Consider the following 26085-nt stretch of genomic DNA (forward strand, 5'->3'; position numbering starts at 1 on the left):
GATGTGCAGAGATTGAATTTGTGGCCGATACTAACAACATAGGCAGTATATAATAGTATGTAACCATGATGACGCGTATCACTACAGGTATTTTTATTCTGAGCTTTTTGCTCAGTGCGCAAAGCCGTGCACAAGAGGTTAAAGCGGTGCAACTTTACAGTCAGGATGAACTTATCCAGATGATTAATAAGAATGAACATCTGGATCGCGTCGTGATGGACCGTTGTCAGCTTGTGCAAGATATCGAGGCACGCGCCGAAACCCTTAAAGTTCCTGCCTATCAGTTTTTGTGGGGCGACATGCTGGCATGGGGCGTGTGCATTGATGCAGAACCCGCTCGCGGAATCGAATTTATGAAAGATGCGGCTAACCAAGGACTACCCGCGGCGCTAGAGCAACTTGGACGGTATTACGCGCAGGGCAAGCTAGTTCAAATGGATAAATCTCGCGCGGTGGTTTACCTTCGAGAAGCGTCTTCGTTGGGCAACCTAAAGGCGCAAGTGCAGTTGGCTGAATTGTTTTTAGGTGGACATGGCAGCCCATACGATTATGTTGATGCCTATCACTGGTTATACAATGCCGTCACCAACGATGAAAAGACACACAAGAAGATTGCCCAATGTTTGGCGGGGTTGGAAAAATTAATGCATCCTAAAGCAGTGCGTCAAGCGAAGCGTCCGCTCGATAGTTAATAAGCAAGCTCTCTTTTGAACTCGCTTTTTCACCTATCCCATGTCGCTATTCATGCGCAGGCTGCACAAAGGTTTCAAATTGATTAGGCAAATAGCTCACTAAGTCTCCCGACAAAGCTACATACTTTGTCATCGCCTGTGGCAGAGACTGGAAAATAACCGGTAATTTCTCGATTAAGCCGTCATTGCCCACCCGCTGAGCCTGCTGTTTCGCCAACGGCACATTCGCAAAGGTAGAAAACATTTTCAGGCAGTGGGTTAAATCGCGCTTCATTTCAGGCAAATCGTCTGGCTGCTTCTTCGCTTTACACTGCCAAGCATGCTGCCATACACCTTCTAATTGCGCATGCGCTGACAATAATCCGGCTAAAAATTGGCATGCGGGTGCGTGAAGATCTTCGGCGTAGTCGCAATGGGGTGGCAATACAATGGTTTCGTCACGCATATGTTGAAGCTGAAATTGCAATAACGACATAAGCACATGGCTTAACGTGTCGGCTTGTTCCGTTGATGCGAGTTGCCCTCGTGCTTTTAATGCCCACACTAACCACTGTTCGGGCATGGGAATTTCAGGCGCTGACGACACGCCAAAAATGAGTCCACGAACAAAATATGCATCCTCAATGATACCCTTTAATTCGCCTTCACATAGGCGTTCTAATTCGTTTAGCGCTTCTGCTTCGTTCAAAGCCCTGTCTCTCTATTTGTTCTCTGAAAGCAATGTCATCTCAGACTACACTCATAGTATGTGTGGGAATCGTCTGATGAAAGCGAATTATAACGATTTGTTTATTTTTATGTAAAAAAGACTTGATTCAGGATAAGCACATAGTGTTACTATATAACAAAAGTTATAATATAACATTCTATTCAGAGGCATCCATGAAAACACCTGCATTGTCATTAATCGGTTTAGCCGTGATGACCAATATGGCGCTGGCACAAGACAAAATTACGCATAAGGACGAGTCAGAACTTGAGAAGCTAGTTATTACCGCATCTCCTTTATCTCGCTCAGTTTTAGAGTCAGCGACACCAGTGACAATTATTGCGGGTGAAGAACTTAAGAATAAGATTTCTCCAACACTAGGCGAAACCCTAAAAGATTCACCCGGCGTACACAGTTCTTACTTTGGGCCGGTATCAAGCAGCCCCATCATTCGAGGTTTAGATGGCCCTCGCGTAAAAGTGGTTCAAAACGGGCTTGATGTATCGGATGCGTCTCGCGTTGGCCCAGATCATATCGTCTCTACAGAGACATCCACTGCAACGCAAATCGAGATACTCCGTGGCCCTGCAACATTGCTTTACGGAAGCGGTGCAATAGGCGGCGTTGTGAACGTGGTAGACAATAGACTGCCTTACGAGCGCCGCGAAGAAACCGACGTTGAAGTTCTTTACTTGCACGATACTGTGTCAGACGAGAACACGGTGTCTTTAAACGCCGATGGCGGAACAGGCAACTTTGTTTGGCACGTTGATGGCTTTAAACGTAAAACCAATAATTATTCGCTACCTGATGGCATCCGTCACGATGATATTCACGAAGAAGATGAACATGATGGTGACGCGCATCTTGACGAATTAGATAGTTCATTTATTGATGCAAATGGCTTTACTGTCGGTATGGGTTACGTAACCGACGACACCCGCTTCGCATTTTCTTATGGCAAACTAAAAAGCGATTATGGCATTCCCGGCCACAGTCACGGTGGTCACGGTGAAGAAGCTCATGAAGGCGAAGACCACGACGAAGATCATGACGAAGCACATGGCGACGAAGCACATGGCGACGAAGCACATGGCGAGGAAGCACATGGCGAGGAAATCAGTGTATTTGGTCGACTCGACCAAGACAGATATCAAGCGAAAATCGACTGGTTAAATCTTGATGGCTTTTTCACTGAAGTTCACTTGCACGGTGCCTATACAGACTATACACATGCTGAAATTGAAGGAAATGAAGTCGGCACGGAGTTTTTCAACGAAACCTTTGAATCGCGTCTTTGGGCTAAACACGAACCCATAATGGGTTGGCATGGCGTCGTGGGTGTGACAATGACCCAAAGCGACTTTTCAGCACAAGGTGAAGAAGCGTTCACGCCCCCAAGCGACACTGACGTGTTAGCCTTATTCGTTCTTGAAGAAAAACGCACGGGTAATTTCTTATGGCAACTCGGTGCCAGAATTGAAGACGAAACCATTAAACCTGAAGACATTGAACACGCTCACGAAACGGAAGAAGAACATGACGCTCATGAGTTGAACATTGATGAGCAGTCTTTCACTGCATTTAGCTTGTCTGCGGGCGTGGTGTATTCTTTGGCAGACAATCAAACAGTTGCATTCAATTACGCACGTTCAGAGCGTGGATTATCGGCAGCTGAACTGTTCGCGAATGGACCTCACATCGGCACCAACACTTACGAAGTCGGTGCTTTTTATGACATTGAGATGCACGATGGTGACGCAGAAATTATTACAGGCGCAATATCGGTAAAAGAAGAGATTTCTAATAATCTCGATATAACCTATCGCGCACAAACGCGCCACACCGACTTCTCAGTCAGTGTGTTTTACAACGATGTAGACAATTACGTTTTCCAACAAGACACTGGCTTATTTGCAGAAGACGCCCATGCTCACGATGAGGATCATGCCGACGAAGAGATGCATGAAGAAGAAGGCGAAGCGTTACCAATTTATCTCTTCAGACAACAAGATGCCAAGCTCTATGGTCTAGAAATGGAATTCGATTGGCATATCAGTGACAGTCTTCGCTTAGACACGTTTGCAGATTACACGCGCGCTGAACTAGACAACGGAGAAGACGTGCCGCGTATGCCGCCACTACGTATTTCCAGCGCACTCCATTACGAATTGTCAGACTGGCATTTTGAATTAGGTGCAACCTATTACGCGAAACAAGACAAGGTTGCGCCAGGTGAGAACGAGACAGACAGCTACACACTAGTGAACTTTGCAGTCAACTATTACACCTCATTCAATGACACTGACATGACCTTCTTCCTTAAAGGAAACAATGTCACAGATCAGGAGGCACGTGTGCACTCATCATTCTTAAAAGACGAAGCACCGCTTCCAGGCAGAGGATTTGTAATGGGCACACGTATCACTTTCTAGTTTTTGCTGAGGCAACGGCTCATACCAGATTAGCTTGGTTGTTTGGTATGAGTCGCTTTTTCTTCCCCTTTCACTCTCTTTCGCTTTTGAGCCACTGCTGATAGGCTGCTACCCTCCCTTCAAACCATTAAAAATACAATCAGGCAAACAACATGAAAAAATGGGGTTCGGGATTATTCGTCACCGCGGCATTTATTGGGCCAGGTACAGTTACCACCGCAAGCGTGGCCGGCGCACAATTCGGATATGCTTTGTTGTGGGCATTAATGCTATCGGTTATCGCGACTGTGGTGCTTCAGGAAATGGCCTCGCGCTTGGGCATGGTAACCCGTCAAGGCTTAGCTGAAACTCTGCGAGACATTCTGCCTTCTGGACTTCTTCGTATTCTTATTTTATTACTCATTGTAGGTGCCGTTGGACTTGGCAACGCAGCTTATCAATCGGGAAATATTACGGGTGCAGCGCTAGGCATTAGCCAATCTATTGGCGGCAGCATGACCTTGTGGAGTCTCATAATTCCGTTGATTGCGTCACTGATATTATTGTCGGGTAAATATCCTTTAATTGAAAAAGCATTGATTGGATTGGTCGGCATAATGAGTGGCGTATTCCTAGTCACCATGTATGTGACACGGCCGGATTGGGGTGCGATGATAGCGGGCCTTACGTCTCCCTCTATTCCTGACGGTGCAGTGCTTGTCACGTTTGCATTAATTGGAACCACGATTGTACCGTATAATTTATTCTTACACGCCAGTGTCGTTGCAAAGCAGCAAACAGAGGTCTGTAATCCAACTCATTTGCGTCATAATCGTATCGACTCCGCCATATCCATCGGTGCTGGAGGGTTGATTACATTTGCCGTGATGTCGTGTGCGGCCAGTGTATTTTTTGCGTCAGGATTACCGATAGATGCAGGCAACATAGGCCATCAACTCACACCTCTTTTAGGCGACTGGGCGGGCCACTTTTTTTCCCTTGGGCTATTCAGTGCGGGGCTAACCAGTGCCATCACCGCGCCATTAGCTGGCGCCTATGCCGTATGCGGTGCATTAGGTTGGTCAACACACTTGAATTCTCGTCGCTTTCAAATGACTTGGTTAGTGATTATGTGGGCGGGCGCACTCGTTGCCACGATGGGATTTAAGCCATTAGCAGCCATCGTCTTTGCACAGGCAGCCAATGGGTTATTGTTACCCATCATTGCCATATTTTTGATTTGGGCAATGAATAAAGCTACCTCACTTGGCGAGTATAAAAACGGCATACTCTCGAATAGTGTCGGTAGCTTTGTCGTGTTGTTTGTTGTCGGTTTAGGCGTGTATCGCCTATTCACGGCCTTTTGATAGTCGCCTGACAGCTTCTTCTAGATCGGTGCGCGGACAGGCGAAGTTTAATCTTACGCACTGTTTGTCGCCAAAATCAGCACCTGGCGAAGGGCCTACGCCCAACTCTTCGAAATACTGCATCGGGTTATCTACTCCCAAGCCCGATGCATCAACCCAAGCCAGAAACGTTGCCTCGGAGGGGATCACCGACAAGCCCGGTAGTTGATTGATTTGCTCACATAAGTAATCACGATTTGCACGCAAATAATCAATTTGTGCTGCATGCCAATCGTCACATTCTGTTAATGCCGCTTCTGTAGCCACCAGCCCAAGAATAGTCACCCAAGGTAAGTGCCCTAACGCGGCTTGCGAGAATCGCCGTCTAAGGGTTTTATCAGGAATGATCGCAAATGCCGTACCTAAACCAGCAATATTGAACGTTTTGCTGGCTGCCATTAAAGTAACAGACCGATTCGAAAGTTCAGGAACGCGGCCAGCAGGAATATGTTTGGCGTTCTCATCTAGAATCAAGTCACAGTGTATTTCATCAGAACACAACACCACATTATGGGTGACGCAAATATCACGTACGCGCTCAATTTCCGATTCAGTTAACACCGAGCCCACAGGATTCATCGGGTTACACAAGATCATTAATTTGGTGTTAGGGTGTTTGGCTTCTTCTTCGAGTCGGTCAAAATCCAATGTATAGCGGCCATCCTGCATAACGGTAGGAATGTTGATTCCTTCCAGCCCGTTGATGCGCGGAGACGCCAGTAAAGGGGGATAATTAGGCGTTTGAACTAAGACTCTGTCGCCAGCTTCACACACCGCCTTAGAAGCCACATTGAACCCAGGTACGACACCCGGTATCCACACAATCCAGTCGCTCTCTATGTGCCAATCGTGCTTATCGGCTAACCAACGCTGCACAGCTCGATTCGCTGGCTCATACTGTGTCGGCAAATGGTATCCGAATACCCCATGCTCAACACGTTGATGTACTGCATGCTTAATCGGTTCTGCACATTCAAACTCACTGTCGGCCACCCACATAGGCAGAATGTCTTTGCCACGGTATTTTTCCCACTTGTAAGAATAAGTCTCTTTTCTATCGACGGGCTTTGCAAAGTTCATTCAGGCTCCTTTTCACTGAGTATTAGACGAATTGAACACTCATCATACGGCAATCTATCCGTAGGTTGTAGTTTCCTTTCCACCAGCTATTTAGGTTGATTTGGATCAAATCGTCTCACGACGACATTCAGGATAATAGACTCAACCAATGAGGAGAATCATTATGAAACAGAACGTCGGTATTCTTGATACAGCTATTCGCTCAATCATCGCTTGTGTGCTTTTAACGCTTGCCGTTCAGGATATGTACTCTACAGCAACCAATGTGGCTTTGGTGATAGTAGGATTGGCGCTTTGGGTTTCTTGTTCAACGGGTGTGTGTTACATCTACAAAATGCTGGGCATTGATACCTACCCCGATTTTTCTGATGACTCTTACGCCGGCACACACAAATAAAGGTTAAAAAAGGGTTGCTTGGCGATTGCTTAGTGAATCAAAAGAAAGATCAATAAAAGGAAGGATGGCATCAGCAACGGGCTTTAACTGTTTGTCGATGTAATGGTCATAATCAGGAGAATGGGTGACATACTCGATAGGTTGAGGCCCGGCTGTTGTAATAATATAGGCAATCGCACCACGACGCTGATAGCGCAGCGGCTTTGCCTGCGCTGCGTTTATCTCGTCTGCCAACCTTGCCGCTCTCACATGAGGCGGCACATTTTTTTCGTAACTTTCAAGCGGCCGCCTCAAGCGCTTTTTGTATACCAACTTTTCATCAAATCTGCCTTGTCGCGTGCCATTAACGACATCGGTGATATAGTCAGTGACGTCTTCTCCCTTAAAGACCATTTGGTACAGAGTGCGCTGAAACTCTTGCGCTAACTGCGTCCAATCAGACCTGACCGCTTCTAGTCCTTTAAACACCATTTCTTCGGTGTGATTGTCTGACAATTTAAGTCCTGCGTAGCGTTTTTTACTGCCCGTATCATGACCACGAATCGTTGGCATCAGAAAGTGACGAAAGTAGGTTTCAAATTCGATTTCAAGCGCACTGGTGAGACCATATTTTTCAGATAATTCCGTCTGCCACTTTTGATTAATATGTTGTTGCAGCATCACACCAATGTTTTTTGCGTCTTCTGACGTATGTTCGCCTTTTAACCACACAAACGTTGAGTCTGTGTCGCCATAAATCACGTCAAACCCTTGTGCTTCAATCCACTTTGCGGTGGTTTGCATAATCTCATGGCCACGCATTGTAATAGAGCTCGCAAGACGCGTATCGTAAAACGGACACCCACCCGACCCTAGCACGCCATAAAATGAGTTCATGAGAATTTTGATGGCCTGTGAGCGTGCCGCATCGTTTTGTCGCTTAGCTTCATCACGCTGTGACCACAATGTAGTGATAATGTCAGGCAAGAAGTGCTTTTTGCGGTGAAATACTGCACCTTTAAAACCAGGAATACTGTCAGTGGGTGTTTTCAATCCTTCATGTAGGCCCAATGGATCAATTTTGAAGGTTCGAATAATGGATGGGTAAAGGCTTTTAAAGTCTAGCACCAACACATGTTCGTACAATCCGGGCTTGGAGCTCATGACATATCCGCCGGGGCTTGCCAAGCCTCCATCAAGGGGACGATTGGGAGATATGTAGCCTGCCCGGTGAAGCTTTGGCAAATATACATTGATAAATGCCGCCACTGATCCGCCTTGCCTATCTAGCTCTAATCCTGTTAACTGACTACGAAGAACAAGAAAGCTGAGTATGTTCGTTTTCTCGAAAATATCCCAAACCAATTCACAATCAACCAAATTGTATTTGGCTAATTTGAGTTTGTTGTGCTGAAAATCATGTTTTATGGCAGCAAGACGATTATCGACATCATCACTGTCTTTACCTTTACCCAATAAACTCTGAGCGACAAACTCTAAAGAGAAACTGTCAAAATGGTAGGTAGCCGTTTTGAGTGCATCAATGCCATCAATCACCATACGGCCCGCAATAGTAACAAATCCAGAAGCGGGTTCATGCCTACGAGGGCGCCAGCTCATTTTTTCGCCCTCACGTCCCAAATAAAGCGGTACTCTCAAACGCTCTGCGGCTTCATAGAGCACCTTAAAATCAAAATTAATGACATTCCAGCCAATAATAATATCAGGATCAATATCTTGAATAAGCAATGCAAATTCACGAAGAAGTTCAGTTTCATCCGCTACCCATTGAAGCCAGTCGGGCTGAATGTCGGTGTCAGCATTCGACGATATCGGATGCTCAGGCCCAATCATCAACACTTTTTTTAAAGAAGAGCTGCTCACGCCAACTGAATACAGTTCGCCATGCTCGCTACATTCGATATCTAACGAAATGAGATTGAACGACGGCATGTATTGGCAAGGCGCAATTTTATGGATGTGATAGCTAGGATACCGTGGGTGATGAGAGCCGGCATGAGAAACCGTTACACGTGCACTGCCGTATACAAACCGCTCCATTAGAAATCGGTCAGACAATCGAATATCATCTTCGTATGTCTCTATCCCAGCTTCATGCAAACATTGTCGCGCACGGTTCGCCAACATCACTTTGTCGAAATAAAATCCGCACACGGACGTTTGCTCAAAGGTGTTTAAATCAAGCGCTTTGCACTCGTGTGCTATACGCGCCTGATTTAACCGTTTGCTGGCCGATTGCTGCTGCTCAGCAATTAAAAAGAAAACACTTTTTTGCGGCGTAGAAATCAGCTTTACTGGGCCATTGTCGGTCACCAAGGTGTAAGTCAGATAAGAATGTGAGCCCGACTCATCTAAGCCTCGGCTCAACAAAAACCCTTCTATCTGCTCATACTGTGAAGCCATGAATATGAAGGTTACTTTTCAACCGACGAAATAATAGTTTGAGACTGTGACACAAGCGTATTGGTGTCATCGGAAAATGTCAGTATAAACAAATCGCCGAACTCGGTTTCTGCGATTGGCTGCGCAACACCGCCCAAAGCCTTAACTAGCTGAGGCGTCGTATTACTGTGACCCACCACTACGGCACTTTGTTGTTGGGTGAGTAATGTTTGTGCGAAAGCCTCTAGATTACGCGGGTCATACACATTCACATCCAAGGCTACCGCTTTTGCATAAGGCGCAATGGTTTGTTGGGTGCGGTTATAGTCTGTGCTGTACAGCGTTTCTATTTGGTGATCTTTTAAAAACGCAACTAAGTTTTGAGCGCGCATTTGCCCAACCTGTGTCAGCGAAGGATTGGGAACATCATGCTGTTTATCATAGTGGCGAGTGAGATAAAGTGTGTATTCAGCCGCACTGACATTTACCGACAGCATAGACACCAGGGCAATGAGACATCCTATCATTCGAACCATATTAATATCCTATAACATCAAATAAACAGCCTCGTAATATACTGTATATTTGACCATAGGTCACTCATCACGTGTATTTACGTCAATTAGAAAAACTCTAGCTCCTGAAAATCGTCTTCGTCATCTTCTTCATCATGCTCCGATTCAATCGCCTCTTGTAATATGGCATTAAAGTCGTGGAGTAATTCACTGAGAGATTTGAGTGATTCGTCGTCATTACGTTGTTTGATTTCCTTTTCAATCATATTGGCAAAGAAGCTTTCTTGTTCTTCGGTTAAATCTAATTCGTGAAAGCTCAAAGAAATTTTAGTGGTGATGTTTTCCACCGCTTGCCGTTTACTCTCTGCCAACTCGATAATCGCACCCTGCAAGCGTTGTAGAATATCATTCATGGTATGTTGTGCTTTTACCAAAGTGTTATGCTCCTTTAAGGCAATAACACGTGACTCGACGGCGGGCACAAGCTTGGCGCCCATGTCTAAAATTGCATCATAGGTGGTGCCGTCTTTGTCATTAATTTGCTTCACAAACAACGACGTATGCTGATCATTAAACATGAGGCGTTTACCAAACCGATAAATACGCCCTTCGTTCACCAATAAATCAAACACTCGTAGCGTGCGGTCATCGCATACTTCGTCATTCCAATCAAAGGTATGTACTTCGTCTTGTACACGAAACTGAATGGCTGCGAAAATGTTTAACAACTCAAGGTTTTTCAATACTTTTCTGGCGATACGCTCATAGCTGCTCGCGCGGTTGAGGTCGGCAATGATCTCAAGCCCAGTGCCGTAAAATGCAGCCTGACTCAATGTATTTGCTAATACCGATTGCGTAGCTTTACGCTCTTTTTTCTGTTTTTTTGCCTGTTCGATTAACCCAACAATACGAAGCATGCTTTCGTGAAACACAATGACATTGAAGGGTTTTTTAAAATAATCATAAATGCCAGCTGCAAAGGCAGATTTAATCACAGTTTCATCTTCAATTTTACTCACCACCACCACCGCTGGCGGGTCAAGGGCGTCGTCGGTCGCAATGGTTTTACAAATTTCTAATCCATCTTGATTATCAAAACTGATTTCAGTAATCACTATTTCATAATCTTTTTGAGAGACAGCGGATAACACATTCGACGCATCGGGTAAAACGTCAACATCAAAGTCTTCCCCAAGAATCATCTCAAGAAGTTCTCTTTCCGTTTCGTTTTCTTCAACGATTAGAAGTCGTGGTTTACTCATACTTACCCTCATTCTCGCAGCGCATTTGTAGACTCGTTATGAAACCGTGTCTTCGATTCAACACCCATACAAGGATAAAGATAGGTGCTTGCAGCCAAACTTGCTTATAAAAAATAAGGTTTTAGGCAATTTTTTACTTTTTCATGTTTTTGCAATATTGCTTGTTTCTAACTATTTTTAAAATCGAATCGTCAATTCCCTATGCAGTTCAAGTGGGTAAATCAGTAAACCTAACGAGGGCTGTATGTCAAAGAAAACAGTTGTCGCCCCAAAAGAGCTGACCGTAGCCAATGCCAAACAAAGTAAAGAAGACTGGCTCGCTCAATTGAGTGAACACCAGCATTTGCGCCTTGACCTAAGCGAAATGGAAGAGATTGACACCTGCGGTGCACAATTGTTGTGGTTCTTTCATCAATGCATCATTGCCCCCAAAACCGTCTCATTTTTTGGTTTAACTGAGCATGCAAAACGCGCTTTGGCTATCATTGGCATGCAAGATCTTCCGTTGGAGAAATAAGCATGGATTTGCTGAATGTCTTTTTGGAAGAAGCGCGAGAACACCTCAATGCGCTTGAAGAGTCCCTGTTGGTGTTGGAGCAAAGCCCGTCAGATGCGAGCGAAATCAATACTGCATTTCGTGCAATGCATACCATCAAAGGCTCTGCTGGCATGGTGGGACTTGACCATGTTTCCTATTTTACCCACCATGTCGAAACGTTATTCGATCAAGTACGTAAGGGAATTATTCGTCTTGATCACGCCAGTATCAGTTTATTGCTAGATGCAAAAGATCATGTGGAATCGCTGATATTCAAAGAGTCATCGAATGAAATGATGGCAATCAGTGAACAGCTCATTCACCGCCTGCAAGACATCGCCCCCACCGAACATGCCGTTACACCAGAGGCGGAAATACCTCCATCACAACTTGACGAAGGAGAAGGTTATTGGCGGATAACCATCGCGCCAGACGAAAACGCATTTGTCGACGGATTTGACTGCATGCCAGTACTCAGAGAGCTGCAATCACTTGGCGACAGTGCACTCACCGTCGGTTGGCGTGAACAACCCCAGCAAGAAAGCTTCGATCCATTGAAATGTAACTTGGTTTTTTTGTTGTTGCTAAGCGCAGATGTCAGCAAAGACAGCATCCATGATGCCTTTATGTTTGTTCAGGACGACTGGCAAATCGACATTGATCGGTTGAGCTTTAATGAGTCAGACAAGTTAGGCGATATTCTTCAAGATATCGGCGCAATAGATAAAGCCAAAATAGAAGCAATACAAAACAGCAAGCCGAAATTGGGTGAATTATTGTCAGAATCGGGCCTAGTGTCTGAAAAGACGGTCGATCAGGCGCTTCAGCAACAAGCATTTATCCGCAAAGAAAAAGAAAAAACCACGCCGAGCCAGCCTACTATCAAAGTCCCGTCGAATAAACTAGATCGACTGATGGATTTAGTCAGTGAGCTGGTTATTGTGCACTCCGCGATTAGTCAAGTTTCTTTGGTTAACGACATTGAAGCGCTAGACACTGCCAGCGAGGAGTTGGGTCGGTTAACCGCCGAGCTTCGCGACACAACATTTTCAGTCAGAATGCTACCGATTGGCTCCACATTTGGCCGCTTTCGACGTTTGGTTAGAGACTTGTCTCGTGAACTTGGCAAACAAGTACAACTGGAAACCTATGGTGCCGATACCGAACTAGACAAAGTCGTGTTAGAACGCTTAGGCGATCCTCTCGTGCATATTCTACGCAATAGCCTTGACCACGGCATAGAGATGGCAGACGTTCGTCAAGCCGCAGGCAAATCTTCTCAAGGCACCATTAAACTAGAAGCCACCTATGAAAGTGGTAGCGTAAAAATTACGGTATCTGACGATGGCGGCGGTTTGCATGCCGATAAAATATTGGCCAAAGCCATCGAACGTGGCGTGGTCTCAGCTGAAGACAACTTATCGGTACATGAGATTCAAAATTTGATTTTTGAGCCTGGATTCTCAACCGCCGCGAAAGTATCAGATGTCTCTGGTCGCGGCGTCGGTATGGATGTCGTGAAAACCTCCATCGAAGCATTACAAGGCCAGGTAACGATTGATAGCGTGCAAGGAAAAGGCACTGCCATCGCGATTACCCTGCCCATGACGCTGGCGATTATTGAAGGTTTGTTAGTACGTATAGGCATCGAGTATTACGTCATTCCACTGAATACGGTGCAAGAGTGTATTGAAGAGCAAACCACCGAATCGATGTTGCATCAAAGTACCCGTGTGATTAATTGCCGCGGCGATTACATCACCTGTATCAATCTCAGACAACTATTCCACGTTAAGCAAGACATGCCTAAATTGCAGCAAACCATCATCTGTCGTGCACAGGAGCAACAATTTGGTCTGTCGGTGGATGAAATTGTCGGCCAGCGGCAAACCGTAATTAAAAACCTCAGTCCATTATATCGACACACAACCGGATTACTCGGGGCAACAATACTCGGAGACGGCAATGTTGCCCTCATACTCGACATCAACGACCTATACGACAGTTGTCAGCTGTCTGATTCATACGAAAATATGCCCGCGGAGACGCCACCATGCTGAAAAAGATTAACCTGAACACTCTGGTGCTGGCCGGTTTTATCGTACTTATCGCGATAATGGCGGGCAGTGCTTTTATGGCAATTAACAACGCCTCAAAGTTAAACGACCAATCTGACGCTGTCATTGCCGGCCCTGTGGAGCGGGTTAAGCTCGCCAGCAGAATGCGACAAGATATGCTAACGGTGTCTTCAGAAGTCAGAAAGCTGGTGCTATCTCGTGATATCAATGAAATGCAGCGTATTTACCAGACAATACTATCTGAAGAAGGGCAATTCACAGAACGTCTTTCGGCGCTGAAACAGATTGTATTGCCAGAAAATAAAAGTCGCGTCGCGGAAATCGAATCGATTGCCAATCGATATACGGGCGTGGTGGCAGAAGTGTCTCGCCTAAGTCAATTAAACTCGAATGCCATCGCCCGAAAGATCAGCGAAGAAGAGGCCTTTAGCGCTCACACAGATATTAAAGATCGTATCAAGCGGCGACGAGAATCACTAGAGAGTGAAATTAACGCCATGACAAACACGAGCCGCATTAAACAACAGATAGATACGTTGTTTGTGTTTAGCCGAATTGATCGAGGCATCGCAGAACTACTCAGGCTAGAGAAAAACCTGATAATGGCAAGAAGCCAAGAAAACATGAAGGCAGACGACAGCGCCATGAACCGCGTCGAGGAAGATGTTAACGCAGCTATAATACAATTGAAAACCATTCTCCCTACAGACGAAGCCTTTATCAGTGACGTACAACGACGATTCACAGACTATAGAAACATACAAAAGCGAGTGGCTGAAAAGTCTATGGAAAATGGTAACGCTCGCGCGTTTGACTTGGTGGTAAATGAGGGTGAAGGCTTACTTACACAATTGGAAACCTTACTAAAACAATTGATGGAAAGTAACGAAGTTTCATTGCAAAAGTCTACCGAAGAAAGCACCGCAAATTACCTCAATGTTCGCCGCAACCTAATCATGACGGCCATCGGTTCAATCATTATTGCCATTGCCGTTGCCGTTTTAGCCACGCTGCGCATAAAGCAAGTCTCTCAAGCCTTGTCTCGTATTGGCGAGGGCGATTTGAACCAACATTTTGATAGTGGCTATGCAGAATCAGATTTATATGCCGTTCTTAAACGCATGAATGACAAATTAAAAACGGTAGTCAGTGATGTACAGATGGCATCGTCCAACGTGACTGTTGGCAGTGGAGAGCTGTCCTCAACAGGCCAGCAGATTGCACAAGGCGCCACAGAGCAAGCCGCGTCACTGGAAGAAATTGCATCGGCAATGGAAGAAATGTCTTCGAATATTACTCACACCGCGGATAACGCCAGACAAACAGAGCAAATCGCGCAGCAATCGGCACAAGACGCAGAAGAATCTGGCAAAGCGGTGGTTAGGTCTGTACAAGCAATGCAAAACATCGCTGAGAAAATCAATATTATTGAGGAAATCGCACGACAAACCAACTTACTCGCCCTGAATGCGGCTATAGAGGCGGCACGTGCTGGAGAACACGGAAAAGGCTTTACCGTGGTGGCCGCTGAAGTGAGAAAACTTGCTGAACGTAGTCAATCTGCCGCAGGTGAAATTGTAGAGTTATCCCGAGATACGCTAGAAGTCTCTGAAAAAGCCGGCAACATGCTAGAGTCGTTGGTTCCTAATATCCAACGTACATCGCAGTTAGTGCAAGAAATTAGCGCCGCAACGGTTGAGCAAGATAAAGGCGCAGCGGAAATTAATAAAGCCTTGCAGGAGCTTGATCAAGTCGTTCAGCAAGCTGCAGCATCAGCAGAACAAATGGCGTCAACATCAGAAGAATTAAGTGCCCAAGCCGAGCAAATGAATGAGAGCATGTCGTTCTTCCAACTTGACGCTATGCATACCACCAGCCAGTCACGCCGCCCTTCACCTCCGAGTAAACCCAACTTTAAAGCGAAACCCCATGTCGGCCTTAAAAAGCCAGCATCAAGTGAAAATAAAACCATTGATTTAGATCTTGATGATAATGACGATGACTTTGTGAAGTACTAAGAGGGCAGAACGATGGAAGAAGCGAGCATTAAAAAGTTACAAGTTCTGTCATTCTTTCTCGATCAAGATTGTTTCGGGGCGGAGATAAGTGCAATTCAAGAAGTGATCGAATATCGCCCCATTACACGCGTGCCGCGCTCACCTGACTTTATGCTGGGCGTCATTAACCTTCGCGGACAAGTGATACCCGTCGTAGATTTACGCCTGTATTTTTCACTCAACGTCTCTGAGCCTACGGTGAATACCTGCATTATTATTATTGACGTCAAACTATCGGGTGAATCTTTTGCTTTAGGGTTACTGGCTGATAGCGTAAAAGAAGTCGTCGAATTAGACACCTCAGACATTAAACCGCCCCCAAAACTTGGCAATGTCATTGATAACAAATTTATTCTTGGCATGGTGGAGTATAACAAGCTGCTGATTATCTTATTGAGTCTGGCTCGCATATTCTCAGATGATGAACTCCAGCATATTGCGGATGGCAGTGAGCCTTCAGAAACCGTAATAGAGGAAAGTGATGGAACGTGATAGGCTCACACCCCGCGATCATGCGCGTGTAGCCAGCTTCATCCACGACAGCGTAGGCATTCAACTTCCTGAACAAAAACGTAACCTCGTTGAGTCGCGCTTGCGTAAGCGCCAAAACGCGCTATCCATTCCCTCTTTGGGTGACTACATTGACTATGCATTGAGCACCAAAGAAGAACATATCCACCTAATTGATAATTTGACCACAAACAAAACGGAGTTTTTTCGTGAGGCAAGCCACTATCCCGTGCTCGAAACTCACGTAACGAATTGGCGACGTTCCCAATCGGAGAAACAGCACTTTCACATTTGGAGCGCTGGCTGTTCAAGCGGAGAAGAACCTTACACCTTGGCGATGGTACTTAAGCCATTATTGGGGCAACATTTTTCTATTACCGCCACCGACATTTCACTGGAAATGTTAGAGATTGCCAGCAAAGGGTTGTATTTACGCAATCAAATTCAGCCCATTCCAGAAGGCGTAAGAAAACGTTTTCTACTCAAACACCGAGACAAAACCAAACCCATTATTAAAATCTCTCAAGATATTCGCCAGCACATTCGTTTCGGGCAGTTTAATTTGTTGAATGACAACTATGCTGCGATGCCGAAGTTCAATGTGATCTTTTGTCGCAATGTGATGATTTATTTTAGCGACGACATTCGCCAGCGCATTATTCGACAGTTTTTGAATAAACTGACAGATGATGGGCTTCTGTTTATCGGCCATTCTGAGTCGATTCGGGGTATCGAAGGCATTGAGCAACTGGTTCCCACTGTGTATAGGAAAATCTCATCATGAGCCAACCAGCCATCAAAGTGATGTTAGTAGACGACTCTGCACTGGTTAGGCAATGCTTTACTGAAATATTTAAGTTGGCAGATGACATTGCGCTCATTGATGTTGCCCCCGACCCTTACATCGCCGCACAAAAGATGCGCAAGCGGGCCCCCGATGTGCTGCTTCTTGATGTAGAAATGCCCCGCATGGACGGGCTCACATTTTTACGTAAACTTATGGAGCAACACCCCCTTCCCGTGGTTATTTGCTCAACGCTTGTAGGCGACGGAAGTGATTCTCGTATTCGTGCGTTAGAAGCAGGCGCAGTCGATATCATCGTCAAACCCACCGTGGCTTTAAAGGAATTTGTATCTGCTGAACATGAGCATATTTTTGATATCATTCGCGCGGCTGCGCAAGCCAATGTCAGGCAACTAAGTAAAAAGAAAGCCACCAAACAGAAACTGTCGGCAGACGCCGTTGTCTCTCGTGGGCAGACGCACAAAGCTATGGCAGAAACCACTGAAAAGATTATTCTTATTGGTGCATCTACAGGTGGCACAGAAGCCGTTCGCTCCGTATTGGAATCAATGCCACTGGATTGCCCCGGTATCGCTGTGGTTCAACATATGCCAGAAGGGTTTACTCGTTCCTTTGCTAATCGACTCAATCAGATATGCCGCATTACTGTAAAAGAAGCCTCTGACAATGAAAGTATTATTAAAGGCCACGCGTATATCGCGCCTGGAAATCAGCACATGTTAATTAAACGCAGTGGGGCCCGATACTTTATCAGCCTAAAAGAAGGCCCTCCCGTTTCTCGCCACCGCCCCTCTGTTGATGTACTGATGCGCTCGGCGGCAAATGTCGCAGGCAGCAATTGTGCTGCGGTTATTCTCACTGGCATGGGGGATGATGGCGCAAAAGGCCTATTAGAATTACGTGAAGCAGGAGGCAAAACCTATTCTCAAAATGAAGCCACCTGTGTGGTGTACGGCATGCCAAGGGCCGCGCATGAATTAGGCGCATCGCTGTCTGAGTTACCGTTAGAGAAAGTAGCATCGACGCTCTTAAATGCCACTGGCTATAGCATTCGAAGCAGAAAATGAATCAAAAAAATCCGAAAAAACTGGTACTCAACATCGGCGAACTCGTGTTTGGGCGCGGTAACCGCATTGTTCACACCTTGCTGGGTTCGTGCATTGCCGTCACCTTATGGCACCCCGACAGAAAACTCGCAGGCATCTGCCATTTTGCGCTCCCAGATAACAAAACCACACCAGACAGACATATCGATTGTCGCTACGCTGAAGACTGCTTTAAAGCGTTCGAAATAGAAGCTAAAAAGCGCCACGCAGATTTATCTAAATTCACTGCAAATATATATGGCGGCGGCAACATGCTGGGAAAGCCGCCTGCGAACTTGCATTTTTCTAAGCATGATTTACCCATGGAAGTCGCACCTGTAGGCGAAAAGAATGCGCTGATTGCGTTAACCCTTTGCCACAAACATGGCGTTCAGGTAGACACTGTCGATGTAGGTGAATTTGGTTACAGAAAACTGACGTTCGACACCCGAAATGGTCAAAGCAATGTCACCTTTGTTGCTAGCGACAAAGCCTAATGTTTCCCTGAAGTCCTCCGTTCAGGGTAGTAGTTATTAAGCATAAAGAGATTTAACAGCAAAGAAAAAAGGCAGATATCACTCTGCCCTTTTTGCTTTTCGATGTTTGTTTTTGTTAGCGTTAAACGGTGTTTTCTCCATCGCTTGGCGCATCTACGTCTAACGCTTGTTCAGCGGATGCCGGTAAATCCACCTCGATGCTATCTACACGCTGCAAACCGCGAGGCAATTTGTTACCGCGACGCCCACGTTCACCTTGATAATGTTCTAAATCGGCAGCCGATAGCGTCATGCTACGCTTTCCTGCTACGATCTTCACATGCGCACCATCAGGCACCACGGCCAGCACTTTTACAAACTCTTCTCGGCTTTGTGCTTTAGCTGAAGGTATATTGATGATCTTGTTGCCCTTACCTTTACCTAAACACGGTAAGTCACGCAGTGGGAACATCAACATACGCCCCTCATTAGAAATCGCTAAGCACCAGTCGGTATCTAAATGTTTAACCGACATCGGAGCTAATGCTTTACCACCGGATGGAATGGTTAAAAATGCTTTACCCGCTTTATTTTTGCTAACCATGTCAGCAAACTTGCCGACAAAGCCGTACCCTGAATCTGAGGCCATCAAGAAACGCTGTTCGTCATTGCCCGTCAATACATGCTCAAAGGTTTCGCCACCAACAATATTAAATCGTCCGGTGAGTGGCTCGCCCTGACTTCGCGCCGACGGCAAACTGTGAGCATCACATGAGAACGTTCTACCTGAACTGTCTAAAAAGACAACCGGTTGATTACTCCGGCCTTTGCTACTGGCCCGATAACTGTCTCCTGCTTTGTAGCTCAATCCTTCAACGTCAACATCATGCCCTTTGGCACAGCGCGCCCACCCTTTTTCTGACAACACAATGGTGACCGACTCAGACGGCACCAGCTCTTTTTCAGACAGGGCTTTAGCCTCGTTTCGCTCAACGATAGGCGAACGTCTGTCGTCTCCGTACTTTTCAGCGTCGGCAAGAATTTCTTTTTTAATCAACGTTTTTAAGCGGCGATCTGAACCCAGCAATTGTTGAAGCTCATCACGCTCACGCGCCAGCTCGTCTTGCTCACTGCGAATTTTGATTTCTTCCAATTTCGCTAGATGACGAAGCTTTAATTCAAGAATCGCCTCGGCTTGCTTATCCGACAACCCAAAACGCGCCATAAGTTCTTTTTTAGGCTCATCTTCATGACGAATAATATGAATCACTTCATCGATATTCAAAAAGGCAATCATTAAACCTTCAAGAATATGCAACCTTGCCAGCACTTTATCTAAACGGTGCTGTAAACGACGTACAACCGTATCTTTTCTGAATGTCAGCCACTCAGTGAGAATCACCCTTAGGTCTTTTACTTGTGGGCGGCCATCTAAGCCAATCATGTTCAGATTAACACGGTAGCTTTTTTCTAAATCGGTAGTAGCAAACAGGTGTTGCATCAGCTGCTCAATATCCACGCGGTTTGAGCGAGGGCTAATCACGATGCGGGTCGGATTCTCATGATCAGACTCATCCCGTAAGTCGCTTACCATGGGCAGCTTTTTACTTTGCATTTGCGCCGCAATTTGCTCTAGCACTTTGGCCCCTGACGCCTGATGCGGAAGCGCGGTCACGACAATCTCGCCGCTCTCTTCCTGAAATACCGCTCGCATTTTGATTGAGCCACGCCCAGTTTCGTACAATTTTTGAATATCAGCACGCGGCGTAATAATTTCAGCTTCGGTAGGGTAATCAGGCCCTTGTACAAAACCTAACAAGTCAGCAAGCTCAGCTTTACTGTTATCAAGCAAGTGGGCGCAAGCATTGGCCAGTTCTCGCACGTTGTGAGGCGGAATGTCCGTTGCCATACCGACAGCAATGCCGGTTACGCCATTAAGGAGAATGTGCGGCAATCGTGATGGCAATACTTTCGGTTCTTGCAACGTACCATCAAAGTTGGGCGTCCAATCTACGGTTCCTTGGCCTAACTCATTCAGCAATACCTCACTGAAGCGAGATAATCGTGCTTCGGTGTATCGCATTGCCGCGAACGATTTAGGATCATCTGGGGCGCCCCAGTTACCCTGACCGTCTACGAGTGGATAGCGATAAGAAAACGGCTGTGCCATCAGCACCATCGCTTCATAGCAGGCAGAATCACCGTGTGGATGAAATTTACCCAGTACATCACCCACCGTTCTGGCAGATTTTTTATACTTTGCGGTGGCGCTTAGCCCTAAGTCTGACATCGCATAGATAATACGGCGTTGAACGGGTTTTAAGCCATCACCGATATGGGGAAGCGCCCTGTCCATAATGACGTACATCGAATAATTTAGGTAGGCGTCTTCAGTGAAGCGACGCAGTGGTAACTGCTCTATACCATCACTGTTAATACTGATTTCATCACTCATATAGATAAGAAGTCATTGTTATTGTTTTTACTAAAGTGCCAAGGGCGCATCGACATGTTCTGTATATAGAACCATTACTGCTCATAGGTTACCCTATAAATGACATCAGCGAAATCATCAGATACCAGCAAGCTGCCGTCAGGTAACGGCAAAAAAGCGACAGGACGGCCGATAACGCTATCGTTTTTGCTATCTAAAAACCCGTCTATAAAGGGCTGATATTGGGTAACTTTACCGTCTTGTATCGTGGCCATCATCACGCGGTAACCCGATTTAGTGGTGCGATTCCATGACCCATGCTCAGCCACCAGTAGTCTGCCCTGATATTCTTTTGGAAACATTGCTCCATCATAAAAATGAATGCCTAATGGCGCGACATGAGCCAGCAAATTATACGCAGGCAATGTATAGTCTGCGGCTTTCTTATTTACGCCAAACTCAGGATCTTGCACATAGCCACCGTGATAGTACGGATAGCCAAAATGCTCACCCAATTTACTGACTTCATTAAGTTCGCACGGAGGCAAGTTATCGCCCATCCAATCGCGACCATTGTCGCTAAACCACAGGCGTTGTGTATCAGGATGCCAATCAAACCCGACACTGTTACGCACGCCTTTGGCTGCAATTTCTTTTTTCCCTGTGTTTAAGTCAAAGCGCAAAATGGTGGCGTAATCAGGATTATTAAATTCTTTGTCATGGTTCGGGTCGCAAATATTACACGGTGCGCCAACTGGCACATACAACCAACCGTCTGGGCCAAAATCAATGTTCTTCCAGCCGTGATGCTTTTCTGTTGGTAAACCATCAATAACGACTTCCGATTTGGGCGCTGACGAGTAAGTTTGATCAATATTGGTGAACTTGTGAATTTTACTCACTTCAGAAACATACAAATCACCGTCTTTATAGGTTACGCCCGATGGCATATTTAATTTGTCTGCCAGTTGAATGACCTCGTCCGCTTTAAAATCGCCGTCTTTGTCTACCACAGCATGCAGCAAGCCTGCCCCGCGACTGCCCACATACACCACACCATTTTTACCGAGTGCCATTTGACGAGCATTTTTAACATTTTCAGCATAAACGGAAATAGAAAAGCCCTCAGGCACCGTAAGCGACTCAACAGATACTGCGAATGAAGGCGCTGCAACGGCAACAGATAAGGCCACTGTCAAAGACTTAATCATGGTATGATCCTGTTTTTAGTGTAGATTGTGGTTATCGTGACACGATTTTATTTCGTCATGACACTTTAACCCATCGTAATCAATTGCCATAGCTTATTAAGCAATGTTTTAATGCAATTTAACGATTATAAAATGTATTTACTATGTTGAACTGGTTTCTGTTTATTTTTACGTTGTTAGCAAGTTGCACGTCAGCCCTTGCTCAACCTTCAGTTCAACTTATCGATAGCGAAGAAGTGATCCGGCTTTCCAGTCATGTGACCATGTACAGAGAAGACGGGCGCGAACTATCGCTACAACAAATCGTAAAGCGTACAGATGAATTTAAGCGCGTAGTATCCGATTCAGCAAATTACGGTTTTCATGACAGCGGCGTGTGGTTGCACGCGACCTTCAGCAACGTGACCGACACCGACTATTGGGTAGTTGATTTAAGTTACTCTCAGCTTGATAAAGTGGATTTTTACTTAATGTCTGGTGACGATCTACTTGCTCAATCCAGTGAAGGAAAGTTACGCCCAAGCCAACAGTTCCGCTTCCCTACCCTTGAAGCGACGTTGCCCTTTGCCACTCAACTCGATCTATTTGTCAGGCTTGAGACGAATGCAAGCAACATCATCGCGCCGATGGAAATACAATCAAAGACAGTCCATACACGCACGTCATTCTACGATACGTTAATTTGGGGACTGTTTTACGGCGGCCTGATCATTCTCGCAATTTACAGCTTGATTCTTTATCCCAGCAAAAAAGAGAAGAGCATGCTTGCCTATGTGGTGTTTGTTCTTTCCGTTGTGATTTGGCAATTCAGCTGGGGTGGACATCTGCAAATGATGTTTCCTGTCTCTTTTACGGTATGGCTTGGTCAGCATATCGATTTGGTGTATGTATTAATTGCATTTACGTCAGGTATCTTCACCTATATTTTTCTAGATATTCGGGACACATCCCCTCGCCTTGCTCCGATTATTGAAACCTGTTTAGCCGCACTGGCGGTACTTGGTGCCTGTTCGATTTTCAATTTAATCCCGCCTCTTTGGCAAAATGGATTAGTATTTGTTGTCGCAATATTGGCAACATCAAGCTACTTATTAGCTGGATTTGAAAGTTATTTAAATCACTTTTATTCATCGCGCTACTTTATTCTTGCTTGGAGTTTGCTAGGTGCTGGAGCGTTAATTGGTATCATGAATTTGATTGGTGTGTTGCCCAGCAATTTTTTCACCACCTACTGCTTCCAATTCAGTGTGTTCTTGCAAGCGTGCTTGTTCTCTGTGGCATTGGTAGACAAAACTCACAGTGAGCTTGAAAGAGAGATCCAGCAGGCTACCGATGATCTTCGAAACAATATGGAGTTTATTGAAGAACAAAATGTTCGGCTAGATATTGCCCGCAAAGATGCAATAAAGGCGAGTCATATTAAATCGCAATTTTTGGCAAATATGAGCCATGAAATTCGCACACCGCTCAATGCGATTTTAGGCTTTAGTAAAGAGCTCACTCAGTTATCTCTAAGCGAAGAAAAGCAAGAACAAATACGTATTATTAATGCAGCCGCAGACAGCTTACTCGGTATCGTTAACGATGTACTCGACGTTTCAAAAATTGAAGCGGGTAAATTGCAAATTAACAATAACCCCTTCTCTCCCAATCAGCTTGTAGAAGAAATGGTGAGTGTGATGTCAAAGTCGGCACACCAGAAAAATCTTGAATTTGTTTTAGATTTAGATCCGCTGCCGAATAAACTAATTGGTGATGTGATGAGGATTAAGCAGATCCTCAACAACCTACTGAGCAATGCATTAAAGTTCACACCAACAGGATATATTAGCTTACGTGTTAGAGGTAAAAGTCTTGAACATGGCATGTACGAACTCACATTTAACGTAGAAGATACGGGCATCGGTATTAGCGATACCGACCGAAAAAAGCTATTCAGTGCTTTCTCGCAAGTAGATGATGCGCTGAGTCGTTCCTACCAAGGGACGGGATTGGGATTGGTGATATGTCAGCAACTCGTCAAACTAATGAGAGGCACCATAAACCTTAAAAGTACACCCGGTGAAGGCAGTTGCTTTATCATTTCGTTGCGCCTGAATCTGTTAAATGCAAACACAGCCTTAACCACGAGCGAAAACTGGCGACGCAAGCCTGTTTTACTGATTGACCCTAATCCATTTACTCGACGAGCCTCTTCTAGAATGCTAACTTTACTTGGCTGTCGCGTTACCAGTGCAGAACGGATGGACTTCCTAACCGTGTCTCAGCATGACGCCAATCAGCGCTTCGATACATTGTTTTTAACACTTCCTCATGCGTACGCAAGCAAGCGCCAAGATACGATGGAGTTGGCCGCACATTTTCCTGTAAACAATATTGTTTTACTCTTCTCTGGCGCAGAGCCCGTCTTTCGCTCTATGCATTTGGAGTCTAGGGTAAATGGGCGGATTCGCTTACCATTAACACCAGCCAAACTAGATAATTTGTCTGCCGCCCCGACAGAATCCGGGCACAGCCAACTGCAAGATAATTTGCAATCTTTACCAAGAGCGCGCGTATTGGCCGTAGATGATATGGAAATGAACCTTCGATTATTGAAAACATGGTTGAAGCCGTCTCCGCTTGAACTCACACTGGCCTATTCAGGCGAAGATGCCGTCTCCCTTTGTCAAAAAGAAGAGTTCGATCTCATATTGATGGACGTGCAAATGCCCAATATGGATGGTTTACAAGCAGCGCAAGCAATTCGCCATACAGAGTTAAATATTGGTACCCCCATCATTGCCGTTACCGCACACGCATTTAAAGAAGAACAAGAGCGTTTGTTGTCATCAGGTATGGATGATTATTTGCCTAAACCGTTAGATTTAAATGAATTAATCGTGTTGATTAAGCGTTGGTGTGGCTCGCTGATTAGTGAACCGATTTCTGTGCCTAGTTTAGATTGGGATCTCGCGGTTACCCGTGCCAATCACAACAAAGACGCAGCCAAAGATATGCTTATGGCATTTAACGAGCAATTGCCTGCTATTTTGCTACAAATTGAAAGTAGTTGGAAAACCCACGATCTGACTGCGACACAAAACCTTGTCCATAAGCTACATGGTGCCTGTTGCTACACGGGCGTACCTAAATTGCAATCGCTATGCGACGAAATTGAAAGCAAACTGAAGAAAAACACCACTCATAAACTGGCAGAGCGTATTTCTGTGTTGCTTAGCGAAGGAGAACTGGTGGTGTCGGCTATCGAGAAGCAACTTAATGATCTTGGTGATGTAAACGCACCTGATTTTGGCACTGCCTAAGCAAAGACACAAATTCATCTTTGCTGCGATCAAGTTCAGCACTAGAAATAAAAATATCGTAACCTAAGCGCTCTCGTAAGTTACGCATTCTATTAGCAAACATGGCTTTGATTCCAGTAATCACACGCCCATCAGCAAATTTAAAGGTGTCATTTTCAATCAACGATTCGCTGTAGAATTGGCCTGTCTTGCAATTATCATTTTGTAGCAATAAGGCGCGCTGCTCCATTAATAAATGCGATGCCAAACGAGGACTAATCGAATCTAAAAAGGGCGCATACTCATTAATTTTGATGCCTATCAAATCGAGCTCTCTCAAATCAATACCGTGAGACACCCTCGGCGTGTCAATGCGAATAATGTTCTTCCACGTCAACGACCACTTACCTACTCGGTGATAATACGCAATATCTTGCCTTGAAATCACCATGCTGTGCTCGGGTTCACGCAGCTTAAACCAGCCAATCAATATTGCAACGATAGACGCACTTAATAGAAATATGGCAGACAAGTTAATTGCAGTCGGTAAAATTGCAAATAACAGCAATGAGAAACCGCCGCCAGCACAGCCAATCGCTAAGCAGGTGATTCCGTTTTTCTTGGCTTCAGGCCGAATCATTAATGCATCATCACTACCAGACATAAAAATACACCACAAACATAATTAACGCCCACAGCAAGATTAGTCGCCATTGCTTACAACGCTGACACTGCGTATTCCACCAGCGA

20 protein-coding genes are annotated in these 26085 nt (G+C 45.4%); 12 read left to right on the forward strand and 8 right to left on the reverse strand.

Translation table 11 applies throughout. The annotated features are described in order from the left end of the window. The first annotated feature begins 68 nt into the window (after window positions 1-68). Complete coding sequence (locus tag OE749_RS17165) at window positions 69-692, forward strand: tetratricopeptide repeat protein (protein WP_263713796.1); 624 nt, start codon at window positions 69-71, stop codon at window positions 690-692. 46 nt (window positions 693-738) lie between these two features. On the opposite strand, the gene OE749_RS17170 is transcribed toward OE749_RS17165, so the two are convergent. Continuing rightward, entirely contained in the window at window positions 739-1380 is a 642-nt protein-coding gene (locus OE749_RS17170; RefSeq protein ID WP_263713717.1) for a UPF0149 family protein, read from the reverse strand. A gap of 194 nt (window positions 1381-1574) precedes the next feature. Between OE749_RS17170 and OE749_RS17175 the strand changes: the two genes are divergently transcribed. Continuing rightward, window positions 1575-3836: a TonB-dependent receptor gene (locus OE749_RS17175; protein WP_263713718.1), complete on the forward strand. Its 2262-nt coding sequence runs from the start codon at window positions 1575-1577 to the stop codon at window positions 3834-3836. A gap of 152 nt (window positions 3837-3988) precedes the next feature. Beyond that, entirely contained in the window at window positions 3989-5182 is a 1194-nt protein-coding gene (locus OE749_RS17180; RefSeq protein WP_263713719.1) for an Nramp family divalent metal transporter, read from the forward strand. On the opposite strand, the gene OE749_RS17185 is transcribed toward OE749_RS17180, so the two are convergent. After that, the gene (locus OE749_RS17185; RefSeq protein WP_263713720.1) at window positions 5165-6301 is read right to left on the reverse strand and encodes a MalY/PatB family protein; all 1137 of its coding nucleotides are present in this window, start codon (window positions 6299-6301) and stop codon (window positions 5165-5167) included. The genes OE749_RS17180 and OE749_RS17185 overlap by 18 nt on opposite strands. 163 nt (window positions 6302-6464) lie before the next feature. Here OE749_RS17185 and OE749_RS17190 point away from each other — a divergent pair, with 163 nt between their 5' ends. Continuing rightward, a complete protein-coding gene (locus OE749_RS17190; protein ID WP_263713721.1) occupies window positions 6465-6698 on the forward strand; it encodes a YgaP family membrane protein in 234 nt (77 codons plus the stop codon). A gap of 3 nt (window positions 6699-6701) precedes the next feature. Here OE749_RS17190 and OE749_RS17195 read toward each other — a convergent pair whose 3' ends face one another. The 3 genes from OE749_RS17195 to OE749_RS17205 all read right to left on the reverse strand — a co-directional run bounded on the left by OE749_RS17195 (window position 6702) and on the right by OE749_RS17205 (window position 10857). Further along, window positions 6702-9101, reverse strand: a complete 2400-nt coding sequence (locus OE749_RS17195) for a DNA polymerase II (RefSeq protein ID WP_263713722.1) — start codon at window positions 9099-9101, stop codon at window positions 6702-6704. 11 nt (window positions 9102-9112) lie between these two features. Then, window positions 9113-9616, reverse strand: a complete 504-nt coding sequence (locus OE749_RS17200) for a SixA phosphatase family protein (protein ID WP_263713723.1) — start codon at window positions 9614-9616, stop codon at window positions 9113-9115. Window positions 9617-9702: 86 nt separating this feature from the next. Further along, complete coding sequence (locus OE749_RS17205; RefSeq protein ID WP_263713724.1) at window positions 9703-10857, reverse strand: response regulator; 1155 nt, start codon at window positions 10855-10857, stop codon at window positions 9703-9705. Window positions 10858-11101: 244 nt separating this feature from the next. Between OE749_RS17205 and OE749_RS17210 the strand changes: the two genes are divergently transcribed. The 7 genes from OE749_RS17210 to OE749_RS17240 are packed head-to-tail and all read left to right on the forward strand — an operon-like array spanning window position 11102 to window position 18427. After that, the gene (locus tag OE749_RS17210) at window positions 11102-11374 is read left to right on the forward strand and encodes an STAS domain-containing protein (protein WP_263713725.1); all 273 of its coding nucleotides are present in this window, start codon (window positions 11102-11104) and stop codon (window positions 11372-11374) included. A 2-nt stretch (window positions 11375-11376) separates the two neighbouring features. Next, window positions 11377-13455, forward strand: coding sequence for a chemotaxis protein CheA (locus OE749_RS17215; RefSeq protein ID WP_263713726.1), 2079 nt, complete (start codon window positions 11377-11379; stop codon window positions 13453-13455). Then, window positions 13449-15491 (forward strand): HAMP domain-containing methyl-accepting chemotaxis protein, encoded by a 2043-nt coding sequence (locus OE749_RS17220; protein ID WP_263713727.1) that lies wholly within the window; start codon window positions 13449-13451, stop codon window positions 15489-15491. The genes OE749_RS17215 and OE749_RS17220 overlap by 7 nt, the downstream gene beginning before the upstream one ends. A 12-nt stretch (window positions 15492-15503) precedes the next feature. Then, window positions 15504-16022, forward strand: coding sequence for a chemotaxis protein CheW (locus tag OE749_RS17225; RefSeq protein ID WP_263713728.1), 519 nt, complete (start codon window positions 15504-15506; stop codon window positions 16020-16022). Then, window positions 16012-16824, forward strand: coding sequence for a CheR family methyltransferase (locus tag OE749_RS17230; RefSeq protein WP_263713729.1), 813 nt, complete (start codon window positions 16012-16014; stop codon window positions 16822-16824). Before OE749_RS17225 ends, OE749_RS17230 begins: the two co-directional genes overlap by 11 nt. Next, window positions 16821-17912 (forward strand): protein-glutamate methylesterase/protein-glutamine glutaminase, encoded by a 1092-nt coding sequence (locus OE749_RS17235; RefSeq protein ID WP_263713730.1) that lies wholly within the window; start codon window positions 16821-16823, stop codon window positions 17910-17912. Before OE749_RS17230 ends, OE749_RS17235 begins: the two co-directional genes overlap by 4 nt. Continuing rightward, entirely contained in the window at window positions 17909-18427 is a 519-nt protein-coding gene (locus OE749_RS17240) for a chemotaxis protein CheD (protein WP_263713731.1), read from the forward strand. The genes OE749_RS17235 and OE749_RS17240 overlap by 4 nt, the downstream gene beginning before the upstream one ends. Before the next feature lie 121 nt (window positions 18428-18548). On the opposite strand, the gene parC is transcribed toward OE749_RS17240, so the two are convergent. Next, a complete protein-coding gene (parC, locus tag OE749_RS17245) occupies window positions 18549-20861 on the reverse strand; it encodes a DNA topoisomerase IV subunit A (protein ID WP_263713732.1) in 2313 nt (770 codons plus the stop codon). 74 nt (window positions 20862-20935) lie between these two features. Further along, the gene (locus OE749_RS17250) at window positions 20936-22051 is read right to left on the reverse strand and encodes a PQQ-dependent sugar dehydrogenase (protein WP_263713733.1); all 1116 of its coding nucleotides are present in this window, start codon (window positions 22049-22051) and stop codon (window positions 20936-20938) included. A gap of 143 nt (window positions 22052-22194) precedes the next feature. Between OE749_RS17250 and OE749_RS17255 the strand changes: the two genes are divergently transcribed. Then, window positions 22195-25356: a hybrid sensor histidine kinase/response regulator gene (locus tag OE749_RS17255; RefSeq protein ID WP_263713734.1), complete on the forward strand. Its 3162-nt coding sequence runs from the start codon at window positions 22195-22197 to the stop codon at window positions 25354-25356. Here the strand turns inward: OE749_RS17255 and OE749_RS17260 are convergent. Beyond that, window positions 25310-25999, reverse strand: a complete 690-nt coding sequence (locus OE749_RS17260; protein WP_263713735.1) for a DUF2982 domain-containing protein — start codon at window positions 25997-25999, stop codon at window positions 25310-25312. The genes OE749_RS17255 and OE749_RS17260 overlap by 47 nt on opposite strands. Between the last annotated feature and the right edge of the window lie 86 nt (window positions 26000-26085).

This window comes from Fluctibacter corallii (genome assembly GCF_025751585.1).
Lineage (GTDB): Bacteria > Pseudomonadota > Gammaproteobacteria > Enterobacterales > Alteromonadaceae > Fluctibacter_A > Fluctibacter_A corallii.

What these genes read in the sequence shown, in the direction of transcription:
- OE749_RS17165 (WP_263713796.1), top strand. Translation starts at nt 69, where the DNA reads ATGACGCGTATCACTACAGGTATTTTTATTCTGAGCTTTTTGCTCAGT.
- OE749_RS17175 (WP_263713718.1), top strand. Translation starts at nt 1,575, where the DNA reads ATGAAAACACCTGCATTGTCATTAATCGGTTTAGCCGTGATGACCAAT.
- OE749_RS17180 (WP_263713719.1), top strand. Translation starts at nt 3,989, where the DNA reads ATGAAAAAATGGGGTTCGGGATTATTCGTCACCGCGGCATTTATTGGG.
- OE749_RS17185 (WP_263713720.1), bottom strand. Translation starts at nt 6,301, where the DNA reads ATGAACTTTGCAAAGCCCGTCGATAGAAAAGAGACTTATTCTTACAAG.
- OE749_RS17190 (WP_263713721.1), top strand. Translation starts at nt 6,465, where the DNA reads ATGAAACAGAACGTCGGTATTCTTGATACAGCTATTCGCTCAATCATC.
- OE749_RS17195 (WP_263713722.1), bottom strand. Translation starts at nt 9,101, where the DNA reads ATGGCTTCACAGTATGAGCAGATAGAAGGGTTTTTGTTGAGCCGAGGC.
- OE749_RS17200 (WP_263713723.1), bottom strand. Translation starts at nt 9,616, where the DNA reads ATGGTTCGAATGATAGGATGTCTCATTGCCCTGGTGTCTATGCTGTCG.
- OE749_RS17205 (WP_263713724.1), bottom strand. Translation starts at nt 10,857, where the DNA reads ATGAGTAAACCACGACTTCTAATCGTTGAAGAAAACGAAACGGAAAGA.
- OE749_RS17210 (WP_263713725.1), top strand. Translation starts at nt 11,102, where the DNA reads ATGTCAAAGAAAACAGTTGTCGCCCCAAAAGAGCTGACCGTAGCCAAT.
- OE749_RS17215 (WP_263713726.1), top strand. Translation starts at nt 11,377, where the DNA reads ATGGATTTGCTGAATGTCTTTTTGGAAGAAGCGCGAGAACACCTCAAT.
- OE749_RS17220 (WP_263713727.1), top strand. Translation starts at nt 13,449, where the DNA reads ATGCTGAAAAAGATTAACCTGAACACTCTGGTGCTGGCCGGTTTTATC.
- OE749_RS17225 (WP_263713728.1), top strand. Translation starts at nt 15,504, where the DNA reads ATGGAAGAAGCGAGCATTAAAAAGTTACAAGTTCTGTCATTCTTTCTC.
- OE749_RS17230 (WP_263713729.1), top strand. Translation starts at nt 16,012, where the DNA reads ATGGAACGTGATAGGCTCACACCCCGCGATCATGCGCGTGTAGCCAGC.
- OE749_RS17235 (WP_263713730.1), top strand. Translation starts at nt 16,821, where the DNA reads ATGAGCCAACCAGCCATCAAAGTGATGTTAGTAGACGACTCTGCACTG.
- OE749_RS17240 (WP_263713731.1), top strand. Translation starts at nt 17,909, where the DNA reads ATGAATCAAAAAAATCCGAAAAAACTGGTACTCAACATCGGCGAACTC.
- parC (WP_263713732.1), bottom strand. Translation starts at nt 20,861, where the DNA reads ATGAGTGATGAAATCAGTATTAACAGTGATGGTATAGAGCAGTTACCA.
- OE749_RS17250 (WP_263713733.1), bottom strand. Translation starts at nt 22,051, where the DNA reads ATGATTAAGTCTTTGACAGTGGCCTTATCTGTTGCCGTTGCAGCGCCT.
- OE749_RS17255 (WP_263713734.1), top strand. Translation starts at nt 22,195, where the DNA reads ATGTTGAACTGGTTTCTGTTTATTTTTACGTTGTTAGCAAGTTGCACG.
- OE749_RS17260 (WP_263713735.1), bottom strand. Translation starts at nt 25,999, where the DNA reads ATGTCTGGTAGTGATGATGCATTAATGATTCGGCCTGAAGCCAAGAAA.